Here is a 13,591-nt window from a genome sequence, read left to right as displayed (position 1 = left end):
GAGCCTCGGCGTCAGTAGCGGGGGACGTCGAGCATCCGGCCGCCCTGCAGCGCGGACTCATGGGCGACGATCCCGGGGGCGGTGATCGCGGCCGCCCGCGCCGGTCCCACGGCGGGTTCGCGGTCCGCGACGACGGCCGAGATGAACTCGTGCACGAGGTGAGGATGCGAGCCGCCGTGCCACGCGTGCACCTCGAGCGCGGGCCTGCCGCCCGGCGGCCGGTAGCGACCGGGACGCGTGTACGGACGCAGCGGACCGGGCAGGACCTCGGCACGATCGGGCACCTCGACCTCGCGCCGCTCGATCGGCCGCCCGCGGTGCGCGCCGTCCTGCGGTCCGGCGAGATGGACGACGGATGCCGCGCCCTCGACGGACGGCCACTCGATCGCTCCGAGATCGCCGTAGACGTCGAACCCCTCGGTGTACGACCGCGCGTTCTCGAAGAACGACAGCGTCACCTGGGCGGTGAGGGGAGCGGGGGTGTCGAGCCGGAAGAGCGCGGATTCGAGCGGGAAGGGATTGCTCCCGTCGCCCCGGTGCGCAGGGAGCAGCTCTCCCGATCCGAAGCACACCACGGACGCGGCGCGTGCCTCGGCGAGACCCAGCAGCGGCGCGACGATGTGCGTCGCGTACTGCATCGGCGCGTACCCCATCCAGTAGGGCGGGAAGCCGTCGAGATCCTGCATGTGCGAACCGCGCAGGTACGTCAGCCTGCCGAGCGCTCCCGTGTCGCGCAGACGCACGGCGTGCAGGTACTCGCGCTGGTAGAGCGCGGTCTCCATCATCATGTAGCGACCGGATGCCGCGGCCGCGGCATCCATCACCCGTTCGATGTCGTCGAGCGAGGTCGCCATCGGCACGGCGCTCGCGCACGAGCGTCCCGACGCCAGCACGGCCAGCGTCTGCGCGACGTGGAAGCGCACCGGCGACAGCAGGTGCACGGCGTCCCACCGGCCGGATCTCAGCGCTTCGTCCAGCGTGGCGTATCCGCCGTCGAGCCCGTAGGCGTCCACCGCCTCGGACAGGCGCCCGGCGTCGGGCTCGACGAGTCCGACGGCGCCGACGCCCGGGTGCAGCTGGTAGAGGTGGAGGAAGTCGCGGCCGAACCCCGCGCCGACGACGAGGAGGTCGATCATCCCGCGGCCCCCCGGTGCCAGACCTCGAGCTCCGCGATGGAGGTGTAGCGGAACGGTCCGCCGGCGGTGCCGGTGATCCGCACCCCGTCCGCGCACACCGCTGTGAAGTCGAACACGTACTCGTCGGCCTCGAGCGCGGTGTGGTCGTTCGGGTACGCGGGGGCGAGGGATGCCCCGACCTCCCGCCACGCGCCGTCCACGCGCACCTCGACGCGGGGACCGTCGGCGAACCATCCGCCGAGCGAGTCCTGGCGGCCCGGGACGTACACGACGCGATCGAACCAGCGCGGCGCCGGCCACTCGTAGCCCCATACTTCCGCGGACCCGCCGGGGCCGCGACCGGAGTCCTCGACCAGGTCGCGCCGTCCGTCGTTGAGCACCTCGGTGCGTCCGTCGCTCGTCCGCGACACCAGAGGCCACGCATCCGGATTCACCGGCGCCCCATCGACGATCGGCCAGCTCCGCGGGTTCATGCTTCCTCCGGAATACGCCGGGGCCGCCGCCGTGACGGCGACCCCGGCGGGGGTCAGCGCTGGATGACGGCGACGTCGTCCAGCTGCAGCCAGATGTCGCCGCTGTTGGTCCACACGCCGGCGAACACCTGCACGGTCTCGTTCGCGCCGCTGTCGAAGTCGACGGTGAACTTCGTCCACGCGCCGACCGAGACGAAGTGGGCCTCGCCGATCACGGTGCCGCCCAGCGTGCGGGCGCCGAAGTATCCGTTGTCGCTGTTGACGGACGTGCGCACGAAGCCGGTGAGCCGGTAACTGGTTCCGGGCTTCACGTCGACGTCCTGCCAGATGTTGCGCCACCCGCTGTTGAAGCGGACGAAGGCGTTGCGGTCACCCGTGAACGACTGAGGCGGCGCGGTGTCGATGCCGCAGTTGGGGTTGCACCCCCACGTGCCGTTCGTGCCGTCGCCCATGGTGGTGCCGCGCTCGAAGCTCGCGTTCGCCACGAGGTTCGGGTTCACGATCGTGCCCGTGCGGTCGATCTGCATCCGCATCAGATACGTGTTGTACGGGCTCCACTGCGACATCGCGAAATAGAGCTCGCCGTCCTCGCTCCACGGGTGGAAGTACCCGCCGTACAGCCCGGGGTAGTCGGCCGAGCTGGCCACCAGCTGGGGATCCGTCCAGGGTCCCGTCGGCGAGGTCGCGGTGCGCATCACGATGTCAGGCCCCGACAGGGTCATCAGCAGGTACCGCTTGCTGAAGGAGTCGTAGAAGACCGACAGCTCGCTCGCCGGCGCCTCGATGACCGGTGCGGCCGCCCCTTCGTCCTTCGACCAGCGCTTGCCGTCCCAGTACCGGTAGGCGGACTCGTCGAGCATCTTCTTGGCGGGCACCTTCGCCACGTGCACGGCGCCGTGCCGGCCGTTGGGCGTGCCGAACACGAAGACGTCGTTGCCCTTCTTCACGAACGCCTGCATCTGGAACGGGTTCTCGCCGTCGGCGTCGTTCTCCCACTTCACGGGTGAGACGGTCCAGTTCTCGCCGTCGTCGTCGGAGTAGGCCAGGCCGGCGTAGTTCGTGTCCCAGTAGCCGGGCTCGCCCCACTGCCTGACCGACATGAATCCCAGGTACTGACGGTCGCCCACCGAGATGCCGGCGGTCGGGATCGTCGTCATCTCGTCGCCGTTGACCTTCTTGGACGGGATGATCTCCTTCGCGATCCCCTGCGGCGACTGCGCGGCGCTCTCGAAGAGCATGCCGTCGGCCAGGTTCGTGTCACTCGAGCGCACCAGGACGTTGCTGCGCCAGTTGCCGTTGGGCGGCGCACCGCCGCCGGGGCCGGTCCAGGCGTTGCCGAATGTGTCGCCGAACGCCGTCAGCACACGGCCGTCACCGTCGTCCCACATGATGCCGAGGTCGGTCGCCTTGATGTCCCATCGGCCCCACGTGTTGTTGGGGGCGTCGGGACCGGTCAGCTTCTCGACGACCGTGACCGGCGTCGGGCCGTCCCCGGCGAACGCGGGCACGGCACCGAGCCCGAGCGTTCCGGCGACCGCGAGGCCGGTGGCCGCGGCGGCGGCCGTGATCCTCTTCAGAGGCGTCATTGCACTCTCTCCTTCGTTCGAGCCCGCTCGTTCGGCGGGCGCGTCATCGGGGTGCGGTCGGGTTCCGCGGTTGCGAGGGGCGGGATGCCGGCATCAGTCCACCGGCGCGAGATAGAGGGGGCGCAGCCCGAACCAGTAGGACGACATGCCCGCCGGCGCGCACGGGCAGACGTTGGACTGCACCCACATCGAGCGGTTGTCGTCCGAGAGGAACTTCGACGGGATCGTCGTGCCGTAGCCGCCGAAGCGCTCGTCTGTCCATGGGTACGGGCCGAAGTCCTCGGACAGGAAGAGGGTCCACGGGCCCCACGGAGTCGGCGACTCGTAGAACTCGAACGTGAGCTCGGTCCACGAGGTGTAGACGTACCGGTCGAGCTTCGGCAGGTAGGTCACCCCGCCCTGGGAGATCACGGTCAGGTTCTGCGCGCCGACGGTCTGCCCGTCCTCGCCGGCCCCGTCGCCCGGATGCACGACGCGCTCGTCGACGAGCACGGGACGCTTCGCCGAGATGTCGCCGGTCCACGTCGGCTCGGCGTCGCCGGGCTCCCCCGCGTAGAACTCCCAGGTCGAAGCATCCTGAACCGAGTCCACGGGCACCCGCGCGAGGAACAGCTCGGTGGGATCGGGTGCGGAGTCATCGAAGGAGTCTCGCCAGTTGCCGTCCAGGCCGTACGCGTAGGCGTAGCCCGGATCGGGCGCGTGCTCGCCCTCTTTGCCGTAGTCGGCGAACCACACGGTCGTGAACACGCCGTCGTCGAACATCGGCGCCGAGGTGTCCCATGTCCAGGTCGCGCCGTGGTCGTCGCTGCGGGCGATCGTCGCGGCGGGGGCCTCGTTGAAGTCGAGCCGGAGGTCCTGCACGGCGAGGTATAGCGACCCGCCGGTGCACAGCATCCCGGTCGGCTTGCGGGTGAATCCCTCGCCAGACCACACCTGTCCGATCGCGTCGCCGCCCGCGAGCACCTCGCCCTCGAGGCCGTCCTCGGCCGTCGGCGACCCGGTGATGCGGTTGACCGCGATGTCGAAGAATTCGTTGCCGAACCCCGCCCCGTCGCCGTTCGCGGCGTACAGCGCGTCGTCGTCGGACCAGCAGCTCGGCCACAGATCGCCGTCGGACACTCCGACCGCGGTCACGGCATCGTCGACGGCTGCGGCGAGTGCGGCGCCGGGGAGCGGGTCGTCGAAGTCGACGTCCGGCGGGACGCTCGGCCCCGCGCAGGCGACGAGCGCGAGAGCGGATGCCGCGAGCACGGCGGCCGCCGTCCGTCTCGCAGGCGGGAGGGCGAGCAACGGTCAGTCCTGCGGCGCCCGCGGGGGCATGGCGCCGATGTCGGGGACCGGGGCGGTCCCTAGGTGGACCTCCAGATCGTCGGCCGACGGGGTCTTCGGGCGCCGCGCCGTCGGGCGGTCCAGGTAGAAGAGCGCGGTCGAGGCGATGTCGTCACGCAGCGGCAGGTAGCGCCATCCGCTGCGCCAGCCGAGCGCCTGGATGTCGACCTTCGGGATGCCGGTGGCGAAGAAGATCGGATCGAGCAGGTGCCAGCGGTACATGCCGAATCGCTGCTGGCTGACGTACAGGCCGTCGGGACGGATCACCTGCGGCATCCCCAGGTAGGGCGTCGAGAACTCCGTATAGCCCTTGCCGGGGATGTCGAAGTTCCAGGCGCCGCCGAAGTAGTCCTCGGTTCCGGTGCCGCAGATCGTGGGGTAGTCGGTGTCGTCGTCGAGGTAGAACTTGATCTCGCCCTCGCCCCACCACCCGTTGGAGTTCACGCCCCACGCGAGATAGGTGCCGACGTACTGACCCTGGCCCTCGATTCCCTCGAGGATCGTGTGCGGTACGAGCTCCTCGAGCGGGTGGGAGCGACGCCACTGGGCGTGGAAGTACCCGTCGTTCGAGTAGTCCCCGCCGATCTCATAGGTGATCTGGTAATAGACGCGCACGTCGACGACGGACGTGTTCTCGATCGTGAGCCGGGCGCCGTCGCGGAACGGCATCGGCCAGTACGAGTTGAAGCCGCCGTGAGGGTTCGCGGCGATGGGCTGCGAGTTGACCTGCGCGAACACGCCCCAGCCGTTGCAGAAGAAGTCTCCATACGGCACCTCGACTGCGGGCTCCTCGGCACCGTCCCAGTAGGCCCGCAGGAGCAGCGTGCGCCAGTTGTCGGTGTGCGTCGTGATCCAGATGTGGGTGATCTTGCCGGCACCCTCGATGTTCGCGAGGTCGAACGTCTCGCCCGCCTTGATGTCGACGCTCGGCGAGATCTTCCAGCCGGGACCGAGGTCGCGGGCGCAGGAGGCGCCGGTGCCATCGGTGGCCCGACCGCCTCCGCCGACCGCGCCGTCGAAGTTCTCCGGCGAGATCGACCGCGTCTGCAGGCGCCGCATTCCGGCGATCGACGAGAGGTCGGGGGAGGGGAGCTGTGGTGCGTTCATCGTTCGGCACATCCTCGTGTCGGCGCGCCGAATATCAGCGAGCTTCTGGAATCGATTTCAACACTGTATTGTTGGCGCACCGGCAATGTCAACGCGGACCGGCGCGGGGTGGGCGAGGACGCATGGCCACGATCTATGAGGTCGCGAAGCTCGCAGGAGTGTCCCCGGCGACCGTGTCGCGGGTCTTCAACGGCATCGGCGTGTCCGACGAGAAGACGGTCGCCGTGCGCGATGCCGCGCGCCAGCTCAACTTCACGCCGAATCGCATGGCGCGCTCGCTGCGCCGCCAGGCATCCGAGGTGATCGCGCTGGTGATTCCCGACATCGAGAACCCCTACTTCACGGAGATGGCACGCGGCGTCGAGGATGTCGCGTCCCAGGCCGGATACTCCGTCGTGCTCTGCAACACCGATGGGCAGATCGAGAAGGAGGCCACCTACCTCCAGATCGCGATGTCGGAGCAGATGGCCGGCGTGATCCTCGCCGCAGCATCCGATCACACCAATCTCGACGACGTCATCGCGACCGGCCGGCCGGTGGTCGCCGTGGACCGCGGCACCGGCTACGACATCGACGGCGTCGTGATGGCCAATCGCATGGCGGGCCAAGCGGCGACCGAGAACCTGGTGCAGGCGGGATACCGGCGCATCGCGTGCATCACCGGACCGCAGCAGATCGAGACGGCCTACGAGCGCGCGCAGGGCTGGCGCGCCGTGCTCGCGCGCCACTTCCCCGACAGCGACGCCGAGGAGCTGCTGCGCCATTCGACCTTCCGCGTCGACGGCGGGCGCGAGGCGATGGAGGAGCTCCTGGCCCTTCCCCACCCGCCGGACGCCGTCGTCGCGGGCAACAACCTGCTGGGGGTCGGTGCGATCCAGGTGCTCACCGAGCATGGCCTGACCCCACCCAAGATCGGGGTGGCCGTCGTCGGCTCGTTGCCCTTCACGACACTCTCGCCCAGTGCCGTGACCGTCGTGCGGCTCCCGGCCCGGCACATGGGGGTCACGGCGGCGAAGATGCTCCTCGAACGCATCAACGGCGACGACCAGCCGTCGCGGACGGTGGTGCTGCGCAACGAGGTGCAGCCCGCCCGCAGCGGCGCCGGCGGCTGACCTCCCGCGCACGCCCGGTTTCACGCCGTGATCGATTTCACGCGGTTGATCATGAAATCGATTTCGTCTAGAGTGAACGCGCTACACCGCCCACCGTCGCGATCAAGGAGGATGCGATGCCCCTTCAGTGCACGCTCGGTGTCGACATCGGCACCTCGAGCAGCAAGGGCGTCCTCGTCGACGAGGGCGGGCGCATCGTCGCCACGGCGACGCTCGCGCACGACGTCTCGCGTCCTCGGGCGGGCTGGGTGGAGATGGACGCGCACGTGTGGTGGAGCGAGTTCGTCGCTCTCGCGACCGAGATGCTCGTCTCGGCCCGCAGCGACGGACTCGAGCCCGAGGTCGTCGCGGTCGGCGTGAGCGGCATGGGCCCCTGCGTGCTGCTGACGGACGAGAACGACGAGCCCGTGCGGGCCGCGATCCTCTACGGCGTCGACACCCGGGCCGCCGCTCAGGTCGAGCGCCTGACCGAGGAGCTCGGGACGGCGGAGATCGTGCGCATCGGCGGCTCGCACCTCTCGTCGCAGGCGGCCGGCCCCAAGATCGCGTGGATCGCCGACGAGGAGCCCGAGGCGTACGCCCGCGCTCGCCGGCTCTTCATGCCCGCATCCTGGCTCGCCCGGCGGCTCACCGGCGCCTACGTCCTCGACCACCAGTCCGCCAGCCAGACCTCGCCGCTCTACGACGTCGACGCGGCGGCCTGGCACGACCCGTGGTGGCGGCGCTTCGCGCCGGGCATCGAGGCTCCCGCGCTGCTGTGGGCGGGCGACATCGCAGGAACGGTGACGGATGCCGCGGCTGCTGAGACCGGCATCCCGGCGGGAACCCCGGTCATCGCCGGCACGATCGACGCGTGGACCGAGGCGGTCAGCGTGGGCGCGCACGAGCCGGGCGACCTCATGCTCATGTACGGCACGACCATGTTCCTCGTCGCGACGGGCACCGAGACGCTGCGCACGCCGTCGATGTGGACGACGGTCGGAGCCTTCCCCGGTACGCGCAATCTCGCCGGCGGACTGGCGACGTCCGGCGCCCTCACCGCCTGGCTGAAGGACCTCACCGGCGCGGGCTATCCCACGCTCCTGGCCGAGGCGGAAGCCTCCGAACCCGGCGCGCGCGGCCTCGTGATGCTGCCGTACTTCGCGGGGGAGCGCACGCCGATCCTCGACCCCGACGCGCGCGGCGTGATCGCGGGCCTCACCCTCGGCCACGGCCGCGGCGACCTCTACCGCGCAGCGCTCGAGGCCACCGCGATGGGCGTGCGGCACAACGTCGAGACCATGCGCGCCGCGGGCGCCGACATCCGGCGCATCGTCGCCGTGGGGGGCGGCACCCAGGGGGCGCTGTGGCTGCAGATCGTCTCGGACGTGACCGGCCTCGTGCAGGAGGTGCCCGCCACCACGATCGGCGCGAGTTACGGCGCGGCGTTCCTCGCCGCCGCCGCTGTCAGCTCGCAGAAGCCGCGCATCGAGGAGTGGAACCCCATGACCGCGCGCGTCTCCCCCGACCGCGCGCTCGCGCCGTTGTACGACGAGCTGTTCGAGCGCTATCTCGACCTCTACGCATCGACGCGGGGCCTCGTCCACGACCTCGCCGCGGGGCAGCGTGAGCACGAGCCGCAAGAGGTGCGCGCATGAGCCGCCGTGCCCGCGGCATCCCGCACACCGCCGAGCGCGCCGCGTTCCCGCTCGGCGGCATCGGCACGGGCAACGTGTCGCTGGGCGCGCGCGGGGAGCTGCGCGACTGGGAGCTCGAGAATCTTCCCGACAAGGGCCGCGCGAACCCGTACTCGTTCTTCGCCATCCACGCGGCGCCTGAGGGGGAGGAGCCGGTGACGCGCGTGCTCGAGGCGCAGATCACCGGCCGCCGCGATCTCGACGCCGGGTTCCCGTTCGAGCGGCAGGCCGGGCTCCCGCGCCTCCGGGGCGCGACGATGCACGGTGAGTACCCCGTCGTCGACATCGACTTCGACGACGACGTGCTGCCGGTCGATGTCTCGCTCCGCGCATTCACCCCGCTGGTACCGCTGGACCCCGATGCCTCCGGCATCCCGGCGGCCGTCCTGCGGTACCGGGTGACCAACCCCGGCGACCGGGGCGTGCGCGTGACCGTCGCCGGTTCCGTGAGCCACACGGCCGGTCGCGGCGACGGCCCGTTCGGCATGCGGGCGCAGCAGACGGTGCGCTGGCGCGAGGACGGAGCCGTGCGCGGGCTCGACTTCGGCATCGGCCTTCCCGAGGACGACCTGGGCTACGGCACGCTGAGCCTCACCACGACGGATGCCTCGACCACGGCCAAGCCCCAGTGGGTCACCGGCTTCTGGCCCGACGGTCCGCGGCTGTTCTGGAACGATCTCGCCGACGACGGCCTGCTCGACCCCGAGCCCCGCCTCACTCTCGAGGACCGCCCGCGCGGGCTGTTCGCCGATTCGGACGGCGGCGGCGCCATGAGCGAGGAGGAGCTCTTCGAGAGGCTCCCGCGCCTGCGCACCGGTTCTCTCGGGATCGTGCACCAGCTCGCCCCGGGCGAGAGCCGCGACTTCGAGTTCGTGCTGGCATGGAGCTTCCCGAACCGGCATCGCTCGTGGCGCGGACACATCGTGGCCGACGAGCGGGCCGACGAAGGGGCCGTCCGCAATCACTACGCGACCCTGTGGCCCGACGCGTGGGCGGCGGCATCCCATCTCCATCGCGAGCTGCCGACCCTCGAAGCCGCCACCGGCGCATTCGTCGAGGCGCTCTACGGCGGATCGCTCGACCCGGTCGTGGCCGACGCCGTCGGCGCCAACGTCGCCGCGGTGCGCTCGACCACGGCGTTCGTCGTGGAATCGCCGAACTCCGAGCTGGGCGAAGGCCCGGTGTTCGCCGCATGGGAGGGGTCGTTCGACCACGGCGGCTCGTGCGAGGGCACGTGCACGCACGTGTGGTCGTACGCCCAGACCGTCGCGTGGCTGTTCCCGTCGCTCGAGCGCAGCGCGCGTCGCGTCGAGTTCCTGCTCGAGACCGACGGCGACGGCGCCCAGAAATTCCGCAGCAACCGGGTCTTCGGGGGTGCCTCGTGGTTCATGGGCCCCGCGGTGGACGGCCAGCTCGGCACCTTTGTCCGCCTGTACCGCGAGTGGCGGTTCTCGGGCGATGACGACTTCCTTCGTGAGCTGTGGCCGGCGGCGGTGCGCACCCTCGAGCACGCGATCCGCGACTGGGACCGCGACGGCGACGGCCTGCTCGACGGCGAGCTGCACAACACCTACGACATCGAGTTCCACGGCATCGACCCGCTCGCGAACGGCGTGTTCGCCGCCGCGCTGCGCGCCGGCGCGCGCATGGCCGCGCATCTGGGCGAGAACGCGCGGGCGGCGCAGTGGCTCGACCGCGCTGAGCGCACGGCGCGCGGCATGGATGACGTGCTGTGGAACGGCGAGTACTACCGCCAGGTGATCGACGACGTCGACGCTCACCGCTACCAGTACGGCGAGGGCGTGCTGTCGGACCAGCTGCTCGGCCAGTTCCACGCGTGGGTCAACGGTCTCGGCGACCTGCTGCCGCGCGAGCGCCTGCGCAGCGCACTCTCGGCGATCGTCACCCACAACCACCGGACCGACCTGACCACGCACGAGAGCACGCAGAGGGTGTACGCGCTGAACGGCGAGGGAGGCCTGCTGCTCGCGTCGTGGCCGCGCGGCGGACGTCCGGCGATCCCCTTCGTCTATTCCGACGAAGTGTGGACGGGCATCGAGCACCAGGTCGCGGCATCCCTCGTCTATGCGGGCCTGGCCGACGAGGCGCTGCTCGTGGAGCGCACCCTGCGCGCCCGCTACGACGGCGAGACCCGCAACCCCTGGAACGAGATCGAATGCGGCAACCACTACGCCCGCTCGCTCGCCTCATGGGCGCTGCTGCTGGCCTACAGCGGCGCGCAGTGGGATGCCCCGTCTCGAACGCTCTCGTTCGATCCGGTCGGCCACACGCCCTTGCGCGCGCTGTTCACCGCGGGCGACGCGTGGGGGCGCGTCGAGGTGGACGGCGACGAAATCACCCTCCGCGTCGACGGCGGCACGCTGACGCTCGACGCCCTCGTGCTGCGCGGCAGCGCGCTCGACATTCCCGCCCCCCTTCACCTGACAGCAGGGCAGAGCGCCACCGTACGCTCCGCCGCGAGCGTCCCCGACCCAGCACAACAGGAGATCCCATGACCGGCTACACCCTTCCCACCGCCAGGCGTCGCACCGCGGCCCCCGCGAACACCGCCTATCTCATCGCGTCGGGTGACCTGCGCGAGTCCGCGAACGCGGCGGGATGGCCGACGCAGGTCGAGCTCGAGGCGGCTGTCACGCGCGTGCTCGACGAGCTCGGCTGGGAGGTCGTGCGCGCCAACGGCGTCGACCCCGAGACGGGGCATGGCTTCATCTCCAGCCAGCGCATGGGCCTCGAGGTCTTCAAGACGATCCCCGTCGACGCGCCGCTCATCGTGGCCGAGGCCGTGTGGCAGTACTCCCACCACGTGCTCGCGGGACTGCGCACCCACGAGGGCCCGATCCTCACCGTGGCGAACTTCGCCGGCGACTGGCCCGGCCTGGTCGGCCTGCTCGGGCTCAACGCGGGCATGACGAAGATGGGCAAGGAGTACGCCACGATCTGGTCGGTCGACTTCACCGACGACTGGTTCCGGGACGGCTTGAAGGAGTGGACGCAGACCGGCCGAATCTCGCACGACGCGTCTCACGTGCGGCCGCTTCCGTCCCTGCCCGACAACCCCGAGGTCGAGCTCGGTCGCGCACTGGGCGATGAGCTCCTGGCGGACAAGGCGATCATCGGCGTGTTCGACGAGGGCTGCATGGGCATGTACAACGCGATCTTCGACGACGAGCTGCTCAACCGGACCGGCATCTACAAGGAGCGCCTGTCGCAGTCCGCGCTCTATGCCGAGATGCTGAACGTGACGGATGCCGAGGCCGACGCCGCGTACGCGTGGCTGACCGATCGCGGCATGACCTTCAAGTACGGCGAGGACGAGGCCACCGAGCTCACCCGCGGCCAGGTGCAGTGGCAGCTGAAGATGTACATCGCGGCGCTGCGCATCGCCGACGACTTCGGACTGGACGCCGTGGGCATCCAGTACCAGCAGGGCCTCAAGGACCTCGTCCCCGCGTCCGACCTCGCCGAAGGCATCCTGAATTCCACGGAGCGGCCGCCGGTGCTCTCGCGCGACGGCGCGCGCGAGCTGTTCGCGGGGCGGGCGTTCCCGCACTTCAACGAGGCCGACGAGGGAGTCGCGGTGGACGCCCTCGTGACCGACCGCGTGTGGACGGCGATGGGACTCGTGCCCGACAACACCCTGCACGACGTGCGCTGGGGCGAGGAGCACGATGGCCAGTTCGTGTGGGTGTACGAGATCTCGGGCTCGGTGCCCGCGTCGCACCTCGGCGGGTGGGACAAGGCCGAGGGCTGGCGGCAGGGACACGTGTTCTTCCCGGCGGGCGGCTCGACGATCAACGGCGTCTCGAAGCCGGGAGAGATCGTGCTGTCGCGCGTGTTCATCGCCGACGGGATCCTGCAGGCCGACATCTTCCGGGGCACGGTCGTAGAGCTTCCGGCCGCGGAGACCCAGCGCCGCAAGGACGCGACCAACCCCGAATGGCCGATCGCCCACGTGGTGCTGCACGACGTGTCGCGCGACCAGTTCATGGCCCGGCACAAGGCGAACCACGCGCAGCTGGTCTACGCGCCCGACGCCGAGACCGCCGATAAGGCACTCCTTGCCAAGGCGGCGATGTTCGACCGCATCGGCATCAAGGTCAACCTCGTCGGCCGCGTCCAGGGTCTCTGACGGAGTCGGCGATGGCGGTGGACAGCGAGGGCCACGAGTGGACCGAGGCCGTCGTCGAGGACGGCTGGCTGCGACCGGCCGACGTCTCCGGTCCGCGCGAGCCGCGCTGGGGGCATCCGGACGGAATGCAGCTCGGCCTTCATCCGCTGTCCGGGCCGCGGGGACTCCTGCGGCTGTTCACGCCGTACCTCGGCCAGCCGCGCGACCGTCTGCTCAACTTCATCGCCGTGGAGCCGATCCCGGCCGGTGCGTCCGAGCGCGGCTACTCCGAGCTGGAGCGCAGCAGGTTCGACGACGGGCCTGGGCTGCGGATGTGGGCGACGGACGACCCCGCCGAGGCGGAGCCCCGCGATCCCCGACACCCGGCACGGGGCACGATCGCGGTGGTCGACGGCGTCGAGCGGCTGATCGTCGACATCGCCGTGGAGTCCTTCGCCAACGGCGCCGCCGTCTGGGTGCGCGCCGAGTTCCGCCAGGACCGGCCGCATGAGATCTCGGTCGCGACGCACCGGCGAGAAGGCTCCGTGGAACTGGCCGCGTGCGTGCTGACGGCCACGATGGGCAACTGGGCACGGCTGCGGGCACTCGAGCTCGCGGACCGTCGCGTGACCGCCGGGGAGCTGTGGCCCGAGTATCGCGACATCCACTTCGCCGATCACGCGTCGTTCCCCGTGGACGAGCTTCGGCGCGAGGGCGACGGGATCGTCGTGTCGGCCGTGCCGGACGAGCTCGAGCCGCACCTCGCCGAGCATGCGCCCGGCACGAAGGAGCATTGGTTCTACGTGGGCGTTCGCGGCGTCCAGACCTGGCGGGCGTCCGACCCCGATCCCGGCCTGGTCGCGCAGGTGAACGGCCGTCACACCTACTGGATGAGCGAGGCGCCCATCCCCGGCGGCATCGCGTTCGAGAACTTCGAGCTCGTCGAGCCCTTCCGCGAGGGCCGCGCGTTCACGTTCTCCGCCGAGCCTCTCTGACCCGAGGCGACCAGTCCTGGGTTCGGGGCATCGAACCGCCGCGACGCG

Annotated in this window: 10 protein-coding genes; 5 read left to right on the top strand and 5 right to left on the bottom strand. The window is 70.6% G+C overall.

What is annotated here, in order from left to right:
* Positions 1 to 11: 11 nt before the first annotated feature.
* The 5 genes from ASD93_RS12735 to ASD93_RS12715 form a co-directional block, all read right to left on the bottom strand.
* On the bottom strand, positions 12 to 1,136 hold the full coding sequence (locus tag ASD93_RS12735; RefSeq protein WP_056123161.1) for a Gfo/Idh/MocA family protein: 1,125 nt from the start codon (positions 1,134 to 1,136) through the stop codon (positions 12 to 14).
* The gene (locus ASD93_RS16000; protein ID WP_056123159.1) at positions 1,133 to 1,609 is read right to left on the bottom strand and encodes a hypothetical protein; all 477 of its coding nucleotides are present in this window, start codon (positions 1,607 to 1,609) and stop codon (positions 1,133 to 1,135) included. The genes ASD93_RS12735 and ASD93_RS16000 overlap by 4 nt, the downstream gene beginning before the upstream one ends.
* Positions 1,610 to 1,662: 53 nt before the next feature.
* Entirely contained in the window at positions 1,663 to 3,195 is a 1,533-nt protein-coding gene (locus tag ASD93_RS12725; protein WP_056123155.1) for a DUF4185 domain-containing protein, read from the bottom strand.
* 93 nt (positions 3,196 to 3,288) lie between these two features.
* Positions 3,289 to 4,485, bottom strand: coding sequence for a DUF4185 domain-containing protein (locus tag ASD93_RS12720; RefSeq protein ID WP_082569315.1), 1,197 nt, complete (start codon positions 4,483 to 4,485; stop codon positions 3,289 to 3,291).
* A 3-nt stretch (positions 4,486 to 4,488) separates the two neighbouring features.
* Positions 4,489 to 5,631 (bottom strand): glycoside hydrolase family 172 protein, encoded by a 1,143-nt coding sequence (locus ASD93_RS12715; protein WP_200950680.1) that lies wholly within the window; start codon positions 5,629 to 5,631, stop codon positions 4,489 to 4,491.
* Between the two features lie 122 nt (positions 5,632 to 5,753).
* Here ASD93_RS12715 and ASD93_RS12710 point away from each other — a divergent pair, with 122 nt between their 5' ends.
* The 5 genes from ASD93_RS12710 (at position 5,754) to ASD93_RS12690 (ending at position 13,543) form a co-directional block, all read left to right on the top strand.
* Complete coding sequence (locus ASD93_RS12710; protein ID WP_056123148.1) at positions 5,754 to 6,743, top strand: LacI family DNA-binding transcriptional regulator; 990 nt, start codon at positions 5,754 to 5,756, stop codon at positions 6,741 to 6,743.
* Positions 6,744 to 6,859: 116 nt separating this feature from the next.
* Positions 6,860 to 8,380, top strand: a complete 1,521-nt coding sequence (locus ASD93_RS12705; protein WP_056123145.1) for an FGGY-family carbohydrate kinase — start codon at positions 6,860 to 6,862, stop codon at positions 8,378 to 8,380.
* The gene (locus ASD93_RS12700; protein ID WP_056123143.1) at positions 8,377 to 10,935 is read left to right on the top strand and encodes a GH116 family glycosyl-hydrolase; all 2,559 of its coding nucleotides are present in this window, start codon (positions 8,377 to 8,379) and stop codon (positions 10,933 to 10,935) included. The genes ASD93_RS12705 and ASD93_RS12700 overlap by 4 nt, the downstream gene beginning before the upstream one ends.
* Complete coding sequence (locus ASD93_RS12695) at positions 10,932 to 12,569, top strand: fucose isomerase (RefSeq protein WP_056123141.1); 1,638 nt, start codon at positions 10,932 to 10,934, stop codon at positions 12,567 to 12,569. The genes ASD93_RS12700 and ASD93_RS12695 overlap by 4 nt, the downstream gene beginning before the upstream one ends.
* A gap of 11 nt (positions 12,570 to 12,580) precedes the next feature.
* Positions 12,581 to 13,543 carry a hypothetical protein gene (locus ASD93_RS12690; RefSeq protein WP_056123138.1) on the top strand — a complete coding sequence of 321 codons (963 nt, stop codon included), beginning with the start codon at positions 12,581 to 12,583 and terminating at the stop codon, positions 13,541 to 13,543.
* Positions 13,544 to 13,591 lie beyond the last annotated feature (48 nt).

The sequence above is a fragment of the Microbacterium sp. Root180 genome, from assembly GCF_001428485.1.
In the GTDB taxonomy this organism is placed as follows: domain Bacteria; phylum Actinomycetota; class Actinomycetes; order Actinomycetales; family Microbacteriaceae; genus Microbacterium.
Note: the sequence above shows the minus strand (reverse complement) of the source record. Positions and strands in the feature narration are given on the sequence as shown.